We start from the raw sequence: 17,450 nt of genomic DNA, 5'->3' as shown, positions 1-17,450 counted from the left end.
GGCTCAGCCTTCCGGCTGGCCGTCGATCCACGCCGTCACGATCTCACGGACCTCGTCCCAGACGTCGAGAGCCTCGTCCCACGTGGTGCCGGGGTCGGGGCCGGTTCGCGCATCAGACATGGAGCCCTCCTCGCCATGAGCGTCGGTGAACCCTGGCGGAAGCCCTCCAATGCCCTCACACTATGTTCAGTATCACGGACGATCAGCATGCCTGTCAATCAGCAAAACTGACGATTTGTCACAGCGTGTTGCGTGGCAGATGCGACCATGTGACACTCATGCCATATATAGGCATGCTTGATATTGGGCATGTCGCGCATTTATGGACAGGTGACTACCGGAAGGCACATATGTGAGCGGCGATTTTTCGGATGCCGACATCCCACCGCGAGCCGCCTTTCCGTCGAGCTCCACCAGCCTCCTGCTCAGCAAGGCGAACGACCTCTTCAACCAGATCCTCGAATCGGCGGTCGAGCCTTTCGGGCTGCGCTCCAAGGATTTCGTCGTGCTCACCGCGATCGATTCGATGGGCCCCCAATCACAGCAGCAGCTCGCCCGCACCCACGGCATCGACCGCACCACCATGGTCAGCGTGGTCGACGGACTGGAGCGGCTCGGTCTGGTGCAGCGCGCCCGCAACCCCGACGACCGGCGCAAGTACGCCATCGGCCTCACCAGCGAGGGGCAGGCACTACTGCGTCACAAGCTCGGCCCCGCCATGCTGAACGCCCTCGACACCTTCCTCGCGCCCTTCACCCCCGACGAGCGCGAGCTGTTCAACACCTTCCTGTGGCGCCTGGTGCACGACCGCACGCCGCCGCCGTCCGCGTCCTGAGACCGCGCGACGCGGCCGGATGGTTCACCTCGACACCTCTGGTCGCCGCGGACTGGAATGATGTGCGAAATGGCCGGGGCATCACAGGGAGCGACAGGAATGAGTGGTCGTACCGACCGGGTGGACGCGTGGAGCACGGTCCGCGGATCGCTGGCCCGCCATCTGCCGGGCTATGAGACGAGATCCGTCGCCCCGCTCGGCGAGGGGCTGGACAACGTCGCCTACGAGGTGGGCGGCGAGCTGGTCGTCCGGGCCAGCAAGGAACCCGACCCGGTCCTGCGGGCCGAGGCCGTCAGACGGGAGGCGGCGCTGCTGACCGCCCTGTCCGGCCTGTCCACGCTGCCGGTCCCCGAGCCCGTCTTCGCCGACGAGGAGGCCGGGATCCTCGCCTACACCAAGCTGCCCGGACTCCCGCTGTTCGAGCATCCGGTGGCCGAGCCCGCGCGGCTCGCGGAGCGGCTCGGCGGCTTCCTCCACGCGCTCCACCGGGCGCCGGTCGCGACGATGGAACGGCTCGTGCCACGCGACGACTACTCGATGGAGGAGCTGCTGGAGGACGCCGGACGCGACTACGGCGAGATCGCCGCGCACGTCCCGGCCGGGCTGCGCGGCCGCGTCGAGGAGTACCTCGGCACGACGCCGCCGCCCGCCCCGGAGGTCCTGGTGTTCTGCCACAACGACCTCGGCGCCGAGCACATCCTGGTGGACCCGGCGGCGAGCGTCGTCACGGGCGTCATCGACTGGACCGACGCCGCCGTGGCCGACCCCGCCTACGACCTCGGGCTGATCCTGCGGGACCTCGGCCCCGAGGTCTTCGAGCTGACCCTGACGTACTACGAGGGCCCCTTCGACGCCGCCGCCCGCGCACGCGCCGCCTTCTACGCGCGGTGCTCACAACTGGAGGACATCGCCTACGGCCTGCGGCACGGCATCCGGGCGTACGTGGACAACGGGCTCGCCGCCCTGCCGCACGTCTTCTGACGTCAGGGGACCGGGCAGGGCAGCGTCGTGCCGGGCGGGACCGTGCGGTAGCAGGCCGCTCCCGGGCACAGCACCTTCACCGGCCGGCCCAGCATGTCCAGCCCGACCACGATCGGCTCGTGCCCGAAACGGCGGCAGGCGATGTCGGCCCAGCCCGGCGAGCCGTCGCCCGCCTCGGCGGGGTCGAGCGAGCCCAGGTCGGCGTCCAGGGCCGACCACTCCAGGTAGGCCAGGTAGTCGACCTCGCGGTGCCACACCGTGAGGCGCCGCAGCGAGTCGGCGGTCGACAGCGTGCTCCAGGGCTGCGCCCGCGCCGCCAGTGCCCGCAGGAAGGCCTCGCCGACCGCCTCCTTGACCGTCCGGGCGGCGGCCGTCGCGATCGTCGTCCCCTCCCCGCTCACGCCGACGACGGCGATCTGGAACCCGGAGGCGGGCAGCACGAACGCCGACACCCTCAGCCCGAGCGCGGGGACCGCCGCGGCGGCGCTCTCGGGGATCAGGCTCGCGAGGTGCGCCGATACCCGGACCAGCGGCATGCGGGGGCTGGACCACCAGCGCGTGACCATGTCGTGGGCGAGCAGGTCGGCGATGGCGCCCGAGACGCCGTCGTCCTCGTCGCCGACCACGCCGACGGCCGTCGGCTCGACCCCGCAGTCACGCTCGCCCATCCACACGACCTCGGCGGGGAGCAGGTAGCGTTCCCCGCTCAGCAGCCCGAGGCCCGCGACACGCTCGTGGCCCTCGGCGGGCGGGTCGGGCATGAAGTCGGACAGATACAGGTCGCGTTCGCCGCCCATGCGAGGCTGGGGGAACCCGCCCGGCAGCATGTGGAGGACCTCCAGCGCGGCGGCCCGCGTACGCGCCCGGGCCCGCGCGGCCTCCGGTGTGAAGCCCGCCGCGACGGTGACCAGCCCCGTCGCCGGGCGGCGCGCGTAGGCGAGATGGACCTCCCCGCCGAGGCACTCGGCGATGTCCTCCGCAGGCGCCGGCGCCGTTGACGCCGGAATCGCTGACCGCGCGCTGTCAGATGTGGGCGCCATCAGTCACTCCTCGCGACGGATCCCAGGTCCCGTTGTGAGGCGCCCCGGCCCGCGGCCGCCTGCCGGCACCGGGATGGTGCTGCCACCAGCCGATCAACGAACCGACCCTCCCCGGCGTCCGGCCCCCGGCTCACGACGTCGATCGCCCCAAGGCGCCGACACAACACCCATGGAACATGGCGGGTAAACAGGCCGTCAACACGAAAAGGCCGGTCCAGCACTTTGCAAGAAAAGCGAATTCCAGGCCGAACGTGAGGGCTTCTCCGTGTGACGGCATGACGGCCCATAAAGGACCGAACGCCGCGAAACCATGCGTGAGGGTGAGCAACCGGACGCCGGGAAGGTCTCAGGTCATGGGGCGGCCGGGACGGCCGCCCGTGACGGCCCTCAGCAGCAGTTGCCGCGCGGGTCCCCGAAGGCGAGCGTGGCCGTCGTGTGCTGGTCGCGGTCCGGAACGCCCTGGGCGATCGCCGCGGTCAATCCCGTGCAGACCAGGGCGGCCATCAATAAGTGCGTGATTCGACTGCGCATCTGTTCTCCCCGTGGTTGATGTACTTGATGTGACCGACGAACATCGACGCCGAAAAGTTCGCGGTATATGAGGTTTCTTTCGGCTTTCGTGCTCAGCCCGCGCACGGCGTCCGGCCGAGGCGGCGGCCGATCTCGTCGCGTTCCTCCAGGGCCCGCTGCTCGTCGTGCCGGTCCCCGCTCTCCCGCGCGATCTCCAGGGCCTCCTCCGCGTACGCGGCCGCCTCCTCCAGCCTCCCGAGCAGCCGGGAGGACCGGGCGAGCCCGACCATCGCCTCGGAACGTTCGGGCCCCTGGGGGCCGAAGCTCGCCAGCGACGCCGTCAGCTGGGAGCGCGCCGCCGGGATGTCGCCCCGCAGAAGATAGGCCTCGCCGAGACGCCTGCGGGCCATCCCCTCGTGCAGGGCGTCCCCCACGTCCTGGGCCTGCCCGAGCGCCTGAAGCAGCATCGCCGCGGCCTCGTCGTGCCCGCCGAGCTGGACATGCGCCTCACCGGCCATGATGAGCGCGTACCGCTCCCCCACGCCCGAACCGATGCGCCTGCTGATCTCCAGCTGCCGCTCGGCCAGGTCGAGCGCCTCCTTGGAGTGCTCCATCAGCAGCAGGGCGCTGGCGAGGTTGCCCAGCGCCCGCTGCTCCCCGAACAGGTCGCCCAGCTCGCGGCACAGCTCCAGCTCCCGCCGCAGGCAGGCGAGCTCGGCGGCCTGGTCGTTGAGCAGGCGGTGGGCCATCGACAGCAGCCCCAGCGCCTGCGACTCGCTCGCCCGGTCCCCCAGGCGCCGCGCGACCTCCAGGGACATCTGCCCCAGGCGCAGCATGTCGTGACGGTAACCGTGGGCGGCCAGGTACCACCGCATGGTGAGCGCGAGGGCGACGGCGAGGCGGGCCGTGGCGGCGTCCCGGTCCCACGCCTGCCCGACGAGGGTCAGCAGGTTGGGTCTCTCCCGCTCCAGCCACCGGCCGGCCTCGGCCCGGTCGCGCAGCGGCAGGGGGGCCTGCGGGACCGCCGGCGCGGTGACGTGCACGCGGTGGGGCTCCAGCAGGCCCACGGCCAGCGAGGCGGTGGCGAGATAGTGGCCGAGGACGCGGCGCAGGGCGACGTCCCGTCCCTCCTCCGGGCCGCCGCCGGCGGCGCGCTCCCTCGCGAACAGCCTGACCAGGTCGTGCATGGTGTACCTGTCGGGCGCGGGGCAGTCGACCAGGCGCACGTCGAACAGCCGCTCGACCGTCTCCTCCGCCACCCGCGCCGGGGCGTCGAGGAGCGCCGCGACCGCGCCCAGCCCCAGCTCCGGGACGTTCAGGGCGCCGATCAGGCGGAACGCGCGGGCGGCCTCACGGTCGATCTCCTGCCCGCTTTCCTCCAGTCCCGCGTAGCTGACCGCGATGCTGCTGCGCACGCCGATCTCCCCGGTGCGCAGCTCGTCCAGGCGCCTGCCCTCGTCCTCCAGCCGCTCGATCAGGGTGTCCGCCGACCAGTTGGCCCGGCTCTCCAGCCGCGCGCCGGCGACGTGCAGCGCCAGGGGAAGCCGGTCGCACAGGACCGCCAGCCGGTGCACCGCCTCCTCGGAGAACTCGATGCCCACCGACTCGAAGCGCCGGGTCAGCATCGCGACCGACTCCGAGTGCAGCATGGGACCGAGGTTGACGTGCGCCCCCGGCGCCGCCGCGGCGAAGCTCTCGCGGGACGTCACCAGTACCGTCGAGCCGGGCGTCATCGGCAGAAGCGGCCCGACCTGCGCGACCGAGGCCGCGTCGTCCAGCAGGAGCAGCACGCGCCTGCCGTGCAGGAGGGTGCGCAGCACGGAGGCGGCCTCGTCGGCGTCCACGGGGACGTCGGCGCCCGGCACGCCGAACGTCCGGAGGATCCGGCCGAGCAGTTCCCCGGTCGGGAGGCGCCGGACGCCCGGCGTCGCGCCGCGCAGGTTGACGTACACCTGCCCGTCGGGGAACCGGCCGGCGGCCAGGTGCGCGACGCGCAGGGCGAGGGCGGACTTGCCCGCGCCAGGCGGTCCGCAGATGCCCACGACCGGCACGGGGAGGGCGTCGCCGGGAGGGTTCAGCCACGACACCAGCCGGGCGACCTCGGTCCGCCGGCCCACGAAGCCGGGGACCTCGGAGGGGAGCTGCCGCGGGACGGCCGCCGGCTCGGCGGGGCCGGTCGCGGGACGGGCCGCCGGGGCGGCGTCGTCCTGCGGGGACGGGGGCGGCGTGACGGGAGTGAGCGTGAACAGCTCGGCGTCCCCGTCGAGGATGCGCCGGTGGAGTTCCCTGATCGGGAAGCCCGGCTCCACCCCGAGCTCGTCCACCAGCCGGTTCCGCAGCTCGTGGAACGTCTCCAGCGCCTCGGCCCTCCTGCCGTCGCGGGCCAGGGCCAGCATGAGCTGGCCCCACGACCGCTCCCGCAGCGGGTGCTCGCGCAGCCACCGGCGCGACCGGGCGATCACCTCGGCGTGCATGCCGAGGGCGAGCCGGGTCTCGACCCAGTCCTCGAAGGCGCCGGCCCGCTCCTCCTCCAGCTGCGCCGCGATCTCGCCCAGGCGCAGCGTGAGGGGGATGTCCTGGAAGGCGGGGCCGCGCCAGAGGGCCAGAGCGCGCTGGAAGGAGACCTCGGCGCGCCGGACGTCCCCCGCCTTCAGGGCGGCCCGGCCCTGACCTGCCAGTTCGGAGAAGGTCAGGCAGTCCAGCTCGCCCGGAGGCACCGAGATGCGGTAACCGTCCGCGACGGTCTCGATCGGCGCGGACGCCGGGTCGCCGGGGGCGAGCAGCCGTCGCAGGCTCCAGACGTAGGTCTTGAGGTTCCCCCGGGCCGAGGGCGGCGGCGTGTGGTCCCACAGGTAGCCGATGAGCTGGTCGGCGGCCACCACCTGCCCGGCGGCCGAGAGCAGCGCCGCGAGGACCTGCCGGTGCTTGGGCCTGGCGATCACGACTTCACGGTCTTCGGAGTCGCGGATCCGCATCGGCCCAAGGAGCCGGAAATCCACACCAGCCTCCGAGGTGAGGTGAGAGATATTCAGATCCTAGGCAGGCCTGACACAAGGGATCAAGGCGGCCGGGAAACCGGCGTGGACCGGCGGTGGACCGGCGCCTGATGGACTGGTTCGCGTCCATTCCGCACATCGGCGCCGAATCGATCCTCCCCCTACGGTGCCGTCACTCCCACGCCCTGGAACGGCCTCGGCGCGGTCGAGGGGGCCGCACCGAACGACCCGGCCGGGCAGGGCCTCCTGAGCGGGGAGGGCACGGTACCGGGCGGTCCGTGCCCGCCCGATCAGGAGACAGGCAGAAAGGAAGGTGCGAAGTGTCGCGGCCGGCACCACTCTCGAAAGCCGCCTTCTCGCCACCCTCCGGTACACGCTCCACCGCACCCAGCTCCACCGCGCCCGGCTCGACCGGCGCGGCGACCCGGCGCTCCGCCGTCCCGGCGGGCCTGAAGTCGACCTTGCCGGCGGGGGCCAGGGTCGTGCAGGTCCGCCCGGCGGGCGTCCACGAGGCACAGGGCAACCCGAGAGAGGGCGGTGTCCGGCATGATCTCGGGTTCCTGCGCGTACGGGCGTTCGCTCCGTCCGGCGGGGCGGGCGCATGAGCGTGCCCGGGCCCGGCTGCGCGCGGGCATGAGCGGCATGGCACGAAGCGGCCACGGCGGGCACTCCACCGGCTTCCACGACCGCATCTTCCCCACCGGCCCGGAGTCGGAGCAGATCGCCGAGTGGCTGGCCCGGCTCGTCGCGGCGAGCGAGACCGACGGGCACGCCGCCCTGGAACTGGGCGTGGGCGTCGGGCGGGTGGCGCTGCCGCTGTCACGGCGGATCGGCGACGTGGTCGGCGTGGACTCCTCCCCGGAGCGGCTCTCGGTACTGCGGGAGAGCCTCTCGGTGACACCGAGGCCGGTCGTCCCCGTCGAGGGCGACATGCGCACCTACGCCGACGGACGGCAGTACCGCCTGGTCTACTGCCTGCGCGACACGTTCTGCATGCTGCTCGACCCCGCCGACCAGCGGCAGGTGCTGCTCAGGTGCGCCGAGGCCCTCGCGCCCGGCGGCACCGTCGTGCTGGAGACCCACAACCCGGCGGCCGTGGCGGCCCTGCACCAGGGACGGCCGCGCGAGATCTTCTTCACCCCGTATCCGGGCGAGGACACCGGGCTGCTGTCCTACTCCACCCGCGACCCGGAGAAGCGGACGTGGCGGCTGTCGCACATCTGGTTCGAGGAGGGCAACGCCCGCATCTCCTCGACGGTCAGCCGCCTCACCGAGCCGGAGGAGCTCGACGCCCACGCCGGCCATGCGGGACTGAGCCTCCATGGGCGCTACGGAGACTGGCACGGCACGCCGTACACAGGCTCCGAGCCCATGGTCGTCAGCGTCTACCGGGCGGGGAAGACCGGGGACGCATGACGGACCGCCCGGCGGGCGGCGGGGGTCCTGCTCGCCGGGCGGTGTCCTGTTTCACCCGCCGGCGGTCAGCGGGGGCTGTTCTGGTAGGCGGCGAGCTTCCACTCGCCCTCGTGCCGGGTGACGACCCACGTCGCCCGGATCGCGCGCTCGTCGGCGACCTCGGTCTCGCCGGCGGCGAGCACGCCGCCCTGGGTGACCACCACGGCGCTGTCGGCGCTGATGAACCGCACGTCGATCGGCTGCCCGGTCACCTGGGTCCCCTTGTAGGGGCCCTGGAAGGCGCCCGCCATGAAGGCCTCGATGTCCGCCGAGCCCTTGCGGTAGAACCCCGGGAGGATCATCGTGCCGTCCGGGGTGAAGACGTCGGCGAAGGCCTTGGCGTCCTGGCGCGCCCACGCCGCGACGATGCGCCCGGGGACGGCGGCCACCGCGGCCTTGTCCGCCTCCGACACCGCGGTGCCGAGGGTCGCTGAGGAACTGGTTGTGGCCATGGCACGAACCCTTCTCAGAGCTGGTGGTCAGATGTAGAGCGTGTTGGGCTCGAGACCGCACAGGACGCGCCCGTACAGCTCGGCGTTGGTGTTCGGGTGCATCAGGGCGTGCAGGTTGACGGCCTGGATGTCGCGGGCGATCCGCTGGATCGGCATGTGGCTGTAGATGGACGATCCGCCGCTGGCGGTGTTGAAGATGTCCACCGCCTCCTTGGCGAGCCTGCACACCGCGCCCATGTCCGCCCGCGCCCGGGCGCGCTCCTCCAGCGTCCAGGCGGCGCCCTCGACGCCCTTGGTGTCGACCAGCCCGGAGAGGCGGTGGGCGTGGAACTCGGCCTCGTCGATCTTCATGGTGGCGTCGGCGACCTGCAGGTGGGTGATCGGGGCCTCGCTCTGGCTGGTGTAGCCGGTGTAGGTGATCTTTCGCTCGGGCAGCCGCTCGAAGAACGCGTCCCTGGCCCCGCGCGCGAGACCGAGCACCGTGCCCACCGAGGACGCCGAGGCGACCGGCAGCAGCGGCGCGTTGTAGATCGGGCGGCCGGCGTTGGCCCGCGAGGCGCCGCCCTGTCCCTGCAGCACCGCGCCGATGTGCAGCACCCGGTCGGCGGGGACGAAGACGTCCTGGGCGATGGTGCTGACGCTGCCGGTGCCCTTCAGGCCGGAGGTGTGCCAGTCGTCGGCGACCTGCAGGTCGGACAGGGGCACCAGGGCCATGACGGGGTGCGGCTCGCCCTCGCCGCCGACCAGGACGGCGACGACGACCTGCCACTGGCTGTGCAGGGCGCCGCTGATGAAGCCCCACTTGCCGTTGACGACGACACCCCCCTCGGCCGGGGCGGCCATCGCGGTCGGGCTCAGCGTGCCGCAGATCCGCACGTCGGGGGTCGAGAACACCTCGTCCTGCACGTGGTCGGGGAACAGGGACGCCATCCAGGTCGGGATCCAGAAGACCGAGGCGACCCACGCGGTGGACCCGTCGCCCCTGCCGAGCTCGGCGGCCACGTCGACCAGCGTGCGCGTGTCGACCTCGTACCCGCCGTACCGGACGGGCGTGCGCAGCTTGAAGACGCCGGCGTCGGCGAGGGCTTCGATCGACTCCTCGTGGATGCGGCGGTTCTCCTCGGCCCACACGGCGTTCTTCCGCAGAACCGGCACCAGTTCGGACGCCCGGCGGACGAGTTGTTCGCGCGTCGGGACATCGGTCGTCAGCACCATATCCTCCTAGAAAAGAAACCGACGATGAAACGCGGAGCCGGCCGGGTTCACCGGGCTACGGAAAATCTTTTCCAGCCGAATGGCCGTCCGCCGACGCTCACCATCCGACGGTCGCATTCAGGCCTTTGCACTGCATCTTCTGAATTGCGGACCGCCCTTGTCGTGAACACCGCAACGTGAAAGATGCCCCTGGTGGGCGGTGGCGCGACGATGGAGATCCACAGCGGGCCTCCGGTGTGGCCGCCCATCACCGCCGGCATCGGAAACCACGCCGGCGACCTCCGGTTCCGGCCGTTTCCGACCTTTCCCGCCGGCGTGCTCGACGTTCGCGGGCTTTTCTTCGGGCACGCGGCGATGCTCGACGGCTACCGATTCATCGAGGAGTTGAGGTGCGAGAAGAGGAAAGCACTCCGGCGACCGGCGACCGGCCCACCGCCGTCGGCGTCGCCGAGCGGCCGAAGACACGTCCGCTGACCGGCGACGAGTACATCGAGAGCCTGCGCGACGACCGCGAGATCTACCTGTACGGCGAGCGGGTGAAGGACGTCACCGCGCACCCGGCGTTCCACAACCCCATCCGGATGACGGCGCGGCTGTACGACGCCCTGCACGACCCCGAGAAGCGGGACGTCCTCACCAAGCCGACCGACACCGGCAGCGACGGGTACACCCACCGGTTCTTCACCACCCCGCACAGCGTCGAGGACCTGGTCGCCGACCAGCAGGCCATCGCCGCCTGGGCCCGCATGAGCTACGGCTGGATGGGGCGCAGCCCCGACTACAAGGCGTCCTTCCTCGGCACCCTCGGCGCCAACGCCGACTTCTACGAGCCGTTCGCCGACAACGCCCGGCGCTGGTACGCCGAGTCGCAGGAGAAGGTCCTGTACTGGAACCACGCCATCGTGCACCCGCCGGTGGACCGCAACCGGCCACCGGACGAGGTCGCCGACGTGTTCGTCCATGTCGAGAAGGAGACCGACGCGGGCCTGGTGGTCAGCGGGGCCAAGGTGGTCGCCACCGGCTCGGCGCTCACCCACTACAACTTCATCGCCCACTACGGCCTGCCGATCAAGGACAAGAAGTTCGCGCTGGTGGCGACGATCCCCATGGCCGCGCCGGGCATGAAGCTGATCTGCCGGCCGTCCTACTCCACCACCGCCACCGTGATGGGCAGCCCGTTCGACTACCCGCTCTCCTCCCGGCTGGACGAGAACGACACGATCCTCGTGCTCGACAAGGTGCTCATCCCGTGGGAGAACGTCTTCGTCTACGGCAACCTGGGCAAGGCGCTGCTGTTCACCGGCCGCTCCGGCTTCTTCGAGCGCTTCACCTTCCACGGCTGCACCCGGCTCGCGGTGAAGCTGGAGTTCATCGCCGGTCTGCTCATCAAGGCCACCGAGATGACCGGCACCAAGGACTTCCGCGGCGTTCAGACGCGGATCGGTGAAGTGCTGGCGTGGCGCAACCTGTTCTGGGCCTTCTCCGACGCCGCCGCCCGCAACCCCGTGGAGTGGAAGGACGGCGCCCTGCTGCCGAACCCGGCGTACGGCCTGGCGTACCGGTGGTTCATGCAGAACGGCTACCCGAGGATCAAGGAGATCATCCAGCAGGACATCGCCAGCGGGCTGATCTACATCAACTCCAGCGCCGAGGACTTCAAGAACCCCGACATCCGCCCCTACCTGGACAAGTACATCCGCGGCTCCGACGGCAGCGACGCCGTCGAGCGGATCAAGGTCATGAAGCTCCTCTGGGACGCGGTCGGCACCGAGTTCGGCGGCCGCCACGAGCTGTACGAGCGCAACTACGCCGGCAACCACGAGAACACCCGCGTGGAACTCCTGAACGCCCAGATCCTGGGCGGCCAGGTCGACCAGTACAAGGCGTTCGTCGACGAGTGCCTGTCGGAGTACGACCTCGACGGCTGGACGGTCCCCGACCTGTCCTCCTTCGACCACCTGCGCCGCATCGGCAACGGCACCCTGAACCCCTGAGCCCTCCCCCGGCCGCCGGCGCGGCCGGGGGGCGCTCGCCCTACGGCTGGGCGAACACCTCGTAGTGCCCGCCGGGGCGATCACGGTCCTGGAACGGCCGCAGCGGCGAGGGATGACCCTGCCGGCGCAGTTCGCGCTCCCAGGCCTCGAAGGCCGCCGCGTCCGACCAGCGCATGGCGAGCACCCAGCGTTCGCCGTCCCCGTCGGCCTCGCCGTGGAGGAGTTCGACACCGAGAAGGCCCGGCGTGGCGGCCATCTGCACGGCGGTGCGCGCGTAGCCGTCGCGCACGGCCTCCGCGGGGCCGCGATAGTGGACCAGCACGAGTACAGCCATGCCGCCGAGGGTGACGCGACCGCCTCGAGGGCCGCTCGAGAAGCCGTGTACCAGAAAGGTTCCACCGGCATTCGATCGTTGCCCGAGTACGGCGGGCGAGCCTGGTCCGTATGAGGATCCTGGTAACCGGAGGCGCGGGCTTCATCGGAAGCCACTACGTCCGCTCTGTGCTCGACAACCAGTACGCCGGGTGCGAAGGCGCCGAGGTGACGGTTCTCGACAAGCTGACCTACGCGGGCTCGACCTCGAACCTGCCCATGGGCCACCCGCGGCTCACCTTCGTGCGCGGCGACATCTGCGACCGCGCCATGCTCATGGACCTGCTTCCAGGGCACGACGCGGTCGTCCACTTCGCGGCCGAGTCGCACGTGGACCGCTCGATCACCGACCCGGACGTGTTCGTCCGGACCAACGTGCTCGGCACGCAGACTCTCGCCGACTGCTGCCTGCACCGGGGGATCGAGCGCGTCGTGCACGTGTCGACCGACGAGGTGTACGGCTCGATCGAGCAGGGCGAGTGGACCGAGGACGCGCCGCTCTGCCCGAGCTCGCCGTACTCGGCATCCAAGGCCGGCAGCGATCTGATCATGCTGGCCTACCACCACACGCACGGCCTGCCGGTGTGCATCACGCGGTGCTCCAACAACTACGGGCCGCACCAGTTCCCCGAGAAGCTCATCCCGTTGTTCGTCACGAACCTGCTGTCGTCACGGGACGTGCCGTTGTACGGCGACGGGACGGTGGTGCGCCAGTGGGTGCACGTGGACGACCACTGCCGGGGGATCGACCTCGTCCTCGGCAAGGGACGGCCCGGCGAGGTGTACCACCTCGGCAACGGCGTGGAGCTCACCAACCGGGACCTCACCGAGCGGCTGCTGCGGCTGTGCGGCGCGGGGCCGGAGCGGGTGCGCCGGGTGGCCGACCGCAAGGGGCACGACCGGCGCTACTCGCTGAACGTCGGCAAGGCCGAACGCGAGCTGGGGTACGAGTCGTCCATCTCCTTCGACCAGGGACTGGCCGACACGGTGCGGTGGTACCGCGAGAACCGGGCCTGGTGGGAGCCTCTCCGACCGGACCTGGGCTGACCGCCGAGGTGTCCCGGCACGACGACGGCCGCCGCGAAAGGCGGCGGCCGTCACACGGGTGACTCGGCGTCAGTCGGTGCCGAGAACCCCCCCGACGATGTTGCTGAAGGCCTTCCAGGTGTCGCGCTCGCTCGCGAGAGCGCGACGGCCGGCGGCGGTCAGCTCGTACGTGCGGCGCTTGCGTCCCCCGACGATGCTCCAGTCGCTGGAGACGTACTCCGCGCGCTCCAGGCGCCGCAGCGCGGGATAGATCGTGCCGGTGGGGAGGTCGAGAGTGCCGCCGCTGCGCGCACGCAGGGTGCTGATGATGGCATAGCCGTGGAGCGGGCCGGGCTCGAGCACAGCAAGCACCAGCGCGTCCAGATGCCCCCGGAGTGTGTCGAGCTTCATGTCGGCATTCTACATGTATCGCGTCTGAAGCCCATCAGGTACCTCCCGACGATCAGTCAATTTCATTTGTCCGACGACCTCGCCCATGCCCGCTGCCGGGCCCCCCGAGAAGTCCTGACGAGCTTTGGAGGAACTTCCCCATGAACGCGTCGAACACGGGCCGGTCCGTGCTGCGCCTGATCCTGGCCGGCCTCGGCTCCGGCCTGGCCTGGTTCGGATACCTGCACTGGACCGACCCGCACGTGCCGGGCGGCGCCGGCGAGGGCGAGCCCTCGCCCGCCGATCCGTTCATTCGTCCAGAAGAGAGATGGTGATCAGCGGCTGGCCGTACTCGACCGAGGTGCCGTCCTGGACCAGGACGGCGGTGACCACGCCGTCCCGGTCGGCCTCCACGCCGTTCATCAGCTTCATGGCCTCCACGATGCCGACCTGCTGGCCGGCCACGACCGTGTCGCCCACCTCGACGAAGGGCTTGGCCCCGGGCGCGGGGGCACGGTAGAAGGTCCCCACCAGCGGGGCGCACACCTGGTGCTCCTCGGCGCCGGGGACCGTCTCGGCGACCGCCGCCGGGGCGGTCGCGGCGAGGGGGACGGAGGCGGGCACGGGCGCCGCGAGCGGCGCCTGGCCCGCCGGGCGGGACAGCTCGGGCCACTCGACCTCGACGCTCGTCTCGCCGGCCGTCAGCTTGACGCGCCGGACCGGCCCCTCCGTGCCGTCGATCAGCGCGGCGGCGTGCCGCCACAGTTCCTCCAACGTGGGCGTGTGCCCAGAGCGCTCGCTCATCGATGAGCTCCTTTCCTGCAGATCCAGGCAGACGTGTGCCTCACAGATCCCCCCAGGCCGACCGGATGAGGGCGAAGTCCGCGTCGGTGATGGCCTCGCCCGTGGTGTCGAGGTGGCTGGCGTAGTACAGGCTCGGCACGCCGAGCTCCGGCTGGACGGCCACGTACTCGCGGAACGCCTTCATCGAGGGCAGCGGCCAGCCGTCGGTGTCGATCAGCCAGTTCTCGTCGGCCACCCGCGCCATGCGGGCGCGGAACGCCATGTCGGCCACGACCGACTCGCGGTCGCGGGTGTAGATGTCGCCGAGCCGTACCATGTCGAGGACGTCGGCGAAGTAGGGGTTGGGCGACTGGCCCATGATGAGCGCGTCCGGCTTGATCTCCTTGGCCGTCTGGTAGATCAGCCGGTGCATCTCCTTGGCCGCCTCGATCCCGGACAGCCGTCCCGACCCCGGCTGGAACGCCATGCCCTCCAGGGCCGGCGTGGCCGACACATGGTCGATCTTCAGGCCGTCGACGTCGAGGCAGCCGGGCCCCGACCCCAGCACGCGGTGAAGCTGGGCCCGGATGCGTTCGCGGGCCCCGGGCAGCGTCGGGTCGATCGCGACCCGGGAGCCGGGCGACAGGTGCTCCCACTTGCCGCGCTTGCCCGGCCGGGACCGCCCGTCGTCCGGGCGGTACAGCACGCACTCGTCCTCCGGCAGCCCTTCGGGATCCCACGGCCCCCACCACAACAGGACGCGCTTGCCGTCGGCGTGCAGCCGGTCCACGAAGCCGCGCATGTCGGGCCACCGGCCGGCGTCGACGTTCTTCAACCCGGCGGCGAGGAACCACCGCGCGTCGATGACGAGCGTGCCCCACGGCACCCCGCGGTCGTCCAGACGACGGACGATGTCCTGGTAGTTCGGCTGGGTGCACAAGGTGTAGACGGCGTTGTCGCGCCCCCGCTCCCGTGGGCTGCGGATGCGGAACAGGTCGCCCTGGTACGACTGGTGCCCCCAGCCGGAGACGATCGGCCGGCTCCACCAGGAGGGCCGCTCCCCCGCCGGCCGGGCGGCCGCGGGCCCGCGCAGCGCGGCCACGTACGACCGCATCGCGAGCTCCGGGTCGCGGTCGAGGACCATGACCACCCGGGGGGTCTCGGCGCGCCCCTCCACGGCCCGGCCGCCCGGGCAGGCCAGGTGCAGCCCGAACCCCTCGCCCCCGACGTACTCGTAGTCGGAGAACAGGTACTCCCCGGGCGTCACCCGCAGGCCGAAGGTCAGCCACTCGTGTCCGGCCCGGGCGGCCACCGCGAAGCAGAGCAGGCCCGGGTTGGAGACGAGGTTGCCGCCCTGGTAGTCCAGGTCGGCGTTCACGCTGACCTGCGCGCGCTCGAAGGGCCGGAACTCCTGCCGGCCGTAGGTGTTCGGCTCGGGGCTGAACACCCTGTCGAAGCCGATGGGCGTGGCCCGCGAGTAGGCGCGGACGGGGGTCCGCAGCTTGTCGTTGAAATGCTTGGTGAGCGCGAAGTGCTCGCGGAAGTCCGTGTCCTCGATGATGTCGAAGAACCGCACGGCCGAGACGACGCCGTTGCCGACGACCTCGGCGTGGAACTCCAGCCGGTCCCGGTGGACGTCGAGGTGGTAGAACTTGTCCCACCGGGTGCTCTTCGCGGTCCAGGTGATCCGCTCGTACTCTCCCCTGTCGACGATGGTCCGGTCGACCAGGTCGATCTCGCGGTCCAGCGCCTCCGGCCCGTCCACGCCCACGCCCACCCGCAGCGGCTGGGTGAACGATTCCAGATCAAGGTGGACGAACGGTGCGGTCGGTTCCCCGAGCCGTAACCGGAAGGCCGGTCGCTCGAGTACGGTCTGGGAATCCCGCATGTACCACTCCTCCTCGAGCCGCCTGCGCTCACTACGTCGGGTTCGCCCGCTCATGGGTCGCTCACCGCTCCTCATTCGCTTCGCGGGCGGCTCGTTCCTCACCGACCACTCCGCTCACTACGTCGGGTTCGCTCCCGCTCATCGGTCGTGTGCCGCAATGCTCACCGCCGGCGCTCGAAGGTCGCTGGAGTACGTGTCGGTCCCCGATCGGGCGCGGCGGCGCCATCTGGATCTCGGCTAAAGCCGCCTTCGAGCCCGCGCTGTCACCCTGTGGGGCGTCTGCAGAGGGAGAGTGAAATGACGGAGATCGACTTCGATCCCTTCGACGCCGCGCATCGCGCGGACCCCTACCCGTACTACCGCCGCCTGCGGGAGACCGCTCCGGTGTGGCGCTCCCCGCGGGGCGCCTGGGTGCTGACCCGGTACCACGACTGCACCCAGGTCTTCCGCGACCCGCGGTTCGGTCACGGCTCCCGGCAACGCCTGCTGGACGACAGCAAATGGCGGCGGCCGGCCCCCGGCAAGGCCATGCCGTTCATCCTGCTCGACCCTCCCGAGCACACCCGGCAGCGCTCGCTGGTCAACAAGGCCTTCACCCCGCGCCGGGTGCAGCGGCTGGAGCCGTGGATCCGGCGGCTGATCGACTCGATGCTAGAGGAGGCGGTCGAGCGCGGCGAGGTGGACCTGGTCGAGACGTTCGCCCACCCCCTGCCCGCGACGGTGATCAGCGAACTGCTCGGCGTGCCGGTGCGCGACCGGGAGATGGTCAGGGAGTGGTCCAGAGTGATCGCCCGGGGGGTCGACCCGGACTACCAGCACAGCCCGGAGCAGAAGGAGGAACGCAACCGGGCACTGGCGGCCTTCGACGGCTACTTCAGGGAACTGGTCGCCGACCGGCGCCGCACGGGAGGCGACGACCTGCTGACCGAGCTCATCGCGGCCCGCGACAACGGGTCAGCGCTGTCGGAGGGCGAGCTGCTGGCCACCTGCACCATGATCTACGTGGCGGGCCACGAGACGACCACGGACCTGCTGAGCAACGGCACCCTCGCCCTGCTCCGCAACCCGGGAGAGCTGAAGCGGCTGCGCGACGACCCTGGCCTGTTCACCTCGGCCGTGGAGGAGTTCCTCCGGTACGACCCGCCGACGCAGCTCACCCGCCGTACCGTCCTCTCCGACCTCACCCTGGACGGGCACGAGTTCCGCCGGGGAGAGCAGGTGGTGCTGGTGCGCGGCGCCGCCAACCGCGACCCGGAGGTGTTCCCCGACCCCGACCGGCTCGACGTGGGCCGCTCCCCCAACCGGCACATCGCCTTCGACGGGGGCCCCCACTTCTGCCTCGGGGCGGGGCTCGCCCGGCTGGAGGGGCGGCTGGCGTTCGAGGCGCTGGTGAGCAAGGCCCGCACGATCGAGGCGGCCACGGACTCGATCGCCTACAAGGACAACCTCACCATCCGCGGGCCCAAGGAACTCCTGGTCCGGCTGACCCGCGCCTGACGCGCACGCACGCGGA

Annotated in this window: 16 protein-coding genes; 7 read left to right on the top strand and 9 right to left on the bottom strand. The window is 71.3% G+C overall.

Annotated features, from left to right (window positions below):
- Nucleotides 1-352: 352 nt before the first annotated feature.
- Nucleotides 353-835 carry a MarR family winged helix-turn-helix transcriptional regulator gene (locus tag KIK05_RS11385; RefSeq protein ID WP_308249860.1) on the top strand — a complete coding sequence of 161 codons (483 nt, stop codon included), beginning with the start codon at nucleotides 353-355 and terminating at the stop codon, nucleotides 833-835.
- A gap of 99 nt (nucleotides 836-934) precedes the next feature.
- Nucleotides 935-1,816, top strand: a complete 882-nt coding sequence (locus tag KIK05_RS11380) for a phosphotransferase family protein (protein WP_214410607.1) — start codon at nucleotides 935-937, stop codon at nucleotides 1,814-1,816.
- A 2-nt stretch (nucleotides 1,817-1,818) separates the two neighbouring features.
- On the opposite strand, the gene KIK05_RS11375 is transcribed toward KIK05_RS11380, so the two are convergent.
- The 3 genes from KIK05_RS11375 to KIK05_RS11365 form a co-directional block, all read right to left on the bottom strand.
- Complete coding sequence (locus tag KIK05_RS11375) at nucleotides 1,819-2,856, bottom strand: hypothetical protein (RefSeq protein WP_214410606.1); 1,038 nt, start codon at nucleotides 2,854-2,856, stop codon at nucleotides 1,819-1,821.
- Nucleotides 2,857-3,243: 387 nt separating this feature from the next.
- Entirely contained in the window at nucleotides 3,244-3,387 is a 144-nt protein-coding gene (locus KIK05_RS11370; protein WP_214410605.1) for a hypothetical protein, read from the bottom strand.
- Between the two features lie 92 nt (nucleotides 3,388-3,479).
- Complete coding sequence (locus KIK05_RS11365; protein ID WP_214410604.1) at nucleotides 3,480-6,308, bottom strand: AfsR/SARP family transcriptional regulator; 2,829 nt, start codon at nucleotides 6,306-6,308, stop codon at nucleotides 3,480-3,482.
- A gap of 600 nt (nucleotides 6,309-6,908) precedes the next feature.
- Here KIK05_RS11365 and KIK05_RS11360 point away from each other — a divergent pair.
- Nucleotides 6,909-7,778, top strand: coding sequence for a class I SAM-dependent methyltransferase (locus tag KIK05_RS11360; RefSeq protein WP_214410603.1), 870 nt, complete (start codon nucleotides 6,909-6,911; stop codon nucleotides 7,776-7,778).
- Nucleotides 7,779-7,843: 65 nt separating this feature from the next.
- Here the strand turns inward: KIK05_RS11360 and KIK05_RS11355 are convergent, their stop codons facing one another.
- Both KIK05_RS11355 and KIK05_RS11350 read right to left on the bottom strand, forming a co-directional pair.
- Complete coding sequence (locus tag KIK05_RS11355; RefSeq protein WP_214410602.1) at nucleotides 7,844-8,269, bottom strand: SgcJ/EcaC family oxidoreductase; 426 nt, start codon at nucleotides 8,267-8,269, stop codon at nucleotides 7,844-7,846.
- Nucleotides 8,270-8,296: 27 nt separating this feature from the next.
- Nucleotides 8,297-9,484: an acyl-CoA dehydrogenase family protein gene (locus KIK05_RS11350; RefSeq protein WP_250562626.1), complete on the bottom strand. Its 1,188-nt coding sequence runs from the start codon at nucleotides 9,482-9,484 to the stop codon at nucleotides 8,297-8,299.
- 389 nt (nucleotides 9,485-9,873) lie between these two features.
- Here KIK05_RS11350 and KIK05_RS11345 point away from each other — a divergent pair, with 389 nt between their 5' ends.
- A complete protein-coding gene (locus KIK05_RS11345; RefSeq protein WP_214410600.1) occupies nucleotides 9,874-11,478 on the top strand; it encodes a 4-hydroxyphenylacetate 3-hydroxylase family protein in 1,605 nt (534 codons plus the stop codon).
- Between the two features lie 40 nt (nucleotides 11,479-11,518).
- Here the strand turns inward: KIK05_RS11345 and KIK05_RS11340 are convergent, their stop codons facing one another.
- Nucleotides 11,519-11,812: an antibiotic biosynthesis monooxygenase family protein gene (locus KIK05_RS11340; protein ID WP_214410599.1), complete on the bottom strand. Its 294-nt coding sequence runs from the start codon at nucleotides 11,810-11,812 to the stop codon at nucleotides 11,519-11,521.
- A gap of 110 nt (nucleotides 11,813-11,922) precedes the next feature.
- On the opposite strand from KIK05_RS11340, the gene rfbB reads away from it, so the two are divergent.
- Nucleotides 11,923-12,897 (top strand): dTDP-glucose 4,6-dehydratase, encoded by a 975-nt coding sequence (rfbB, locus tag KIK05_RS11335; protein WP_214410598.1) that lies wholly within the window; start codon nucleotides 11,923-11,925, stop codon nucleotides 12,895-12,897.
- Nucleotides 12,898-12,966: 69 nt separating this feature from the next.
- Here the strand turns inward: rfbB and KIK05_RS11330 are convergent, their stop codons facing one another.
- The gene (locus KIK05_RS11330) at nucleotides 12,967-13,287 is read right to left on the bottom strand and encodes a PadR family transcriptional regulator (RefSeq protein WP_214410597.1); all 321 of its coding nucleotides are present in this window, start codon (nucleotides 13,285-13,287) and stop codon (nucleotides 12,967-12,969) included.
- Nucleotides 13,288-13,427: 140 nt separating this feature from the next.
- On the opposite strand from KIK05_RS11330, the gene KIK05_RS11325 reads away from it, so the two are divergent.
- Nucleotides 13,428-13,601 carry a hypothetical protein gene (locus KIK05_RS11325; protein ID WP_214410596.1) on the top strand — a complete coding sequence of 58 codons (174 nt, stop codon included), beginning with the start codon at nucleotides 13,428-13,430 and terminating at the stop codon, nucleotides 13,599-13,601.
- Here the strand turns inward: KIK05_RS11325 and accB are convergent.
- Together accB and KIK05_RS11315 are read right to left on the bottom strand one after the other, a co-directional pair.
- On the bottom strand, nucleotides 13,576-14,070 hold the full coding sequence (gene accB, locus KIK05_RS11320; protein ID WP_214410595.1) for an acetyl-CoA carboxylase biotin carboxyl carrier protein: 495 nt from the start codon (nucleotides 14,068-14,070) through the stop codon (nucleotides 13,576-13,578). The genes KIK05_RS11325 and accB overlap by 26 nt on opposite strands.
- A gap of 40 nt (nucleotides 14,071-14,110) precedes the next feature.
- Nucleotides 14,111-15,937: a TIM-barrel domain-containing protein gene (locus KIK05_RS11315; protein ID WP_214410594.1), complete on the bottom strand. Its 1,827-nt coding sequence runs from the start codon at nucleotides 15,935-15,937 to the stop codon at nucleotides 14,111-14,113.
- Between the two features lie 297 nt (nucleotides 15,938-16,234).
- On the opposite strand from KIK05_RS11315, the gene KIK05_RS11310 reads away from it, so the two are divergent.
- On the top strand, nucleotides 16,235-17,434 hold the full coding sequence (locus KIK05_RS11310) for a cytochrome P450 (protein ID WP_214410593.1): 1,200 nt from the start codon (nucleotides 16,235-16,237) through the stop codon (nucleotides 17,432-17,434).
- Nucleotides 17,435-17,450 lie beyond the last annotated feature (16 nt).

It is taken from the genome of Sphaerisporangium fuscum (assembly GCF_018531465.1).
Lineage (GTDB): Bacteria > Actinomycetota > Actinomycetes > Streptosporangiales > Streptosporangiaceae > Sphaerisporangium > Sphaerisporangium fuscum.
This window is presented reverse-complemented; position numbering and strand designations above follow the sequence as displayed.

Excerpts from the sequence above, each read along its gene's own strand:
- KIK05_RS11380 (WP_214410607.1), top strand. The coding sequence starts at position 935 with ATGAGTGGTCGTACCGACCGGGTGGACGCGTGGAGCACGGTCCGCGGA.
- KIK05_RS11375 (WP_214410606.1), bottom strand. The coding sequence starts at position 2,856 with ATGGCGCCCACATCTGACAGCGCGCGGTCAGCGATTCCGGCGTCAACG.
- KIK05_RS11370 (WP_214410605.1), bottom strand. The coding sequence starts at position 3,387 with ATGCGCAGTCGAATCACGCACTTATTGATGGCCGCCCTGGTCTGCACG.
- KIK05_RS11360 (WP_214410603.1), top strand. The coding sequence starts at position 6,909 with ATGATCTCGGGTTCCTGCGCGTACGGGCGTTCGCTCCGTCCGGCGGGG.
- KIK05_RS11355 (WP_214410602.1), bottom strand. The coding sequence starts at position 8,269 with ATGGCCACAACCAGTTCCTCAGCGACCCTCGGCACCGCGGTGTCGGAG.
- KIK05_RS11350 (WP_250562626.1), bottom strand. The coding sequence starts at position 9,484 with ATGGTGCTGACGACCGATGTCCCGACGCGCGAACAACTCGTCCGCCGG.
- KIK05_RS11340 (WP_214410599.1), bottom strand. The coding sequence starts at position 11,812 with ATGGCTGTACTCGTGCTGGTCCACTATCGCGGCCCCGCGGAGGCCGTG.
- rfbB (WP_214410598.1), top strand. The coding sequence starts at position 11,923 with ATGAGGATCCTGGTAACCGGAGGCGCGGGCTTCATCGGAAGCCACTAC.
- KIK05_RS11330 (WP_214410597.1), bottom strand. The coding sequence starts at position 13,287 with ATGAAGCTCGACACACTCCGGGGGCATCTGGACGCGCTGGTGCTTGCT.
- KIK05_RS11325 (WP_214410596.1), top strand. The coding sequence starts at position 13,428 with ATGAACGCGTCGAACACGGGCCGGTCCGTGCTGCGCCTGATCCTGGCC.
- accB (WP_214410595.1), bottom strand. The coding sequence starts at position 14,070 with ATGAGCGAGCGCTCTGGGCACACGCCCACGTTGGAGGAACTGTGGCGG.
- KIK05_RS11315 (WP_214410594.1), bottom strand. The coding sequence starts at position 15,937 with ATGCGGGATTCCCAGACCGTACTCGAGCGACCGGCCTTCCGGTTACGG.
- KIK05_RS11310 (WP_214410593.1), top strand. The coding sequence starts at position 16,235 with ATGACGGAGATCGACTTCGATCCCTTCGACGCCGCGCATCGCGCGGAC.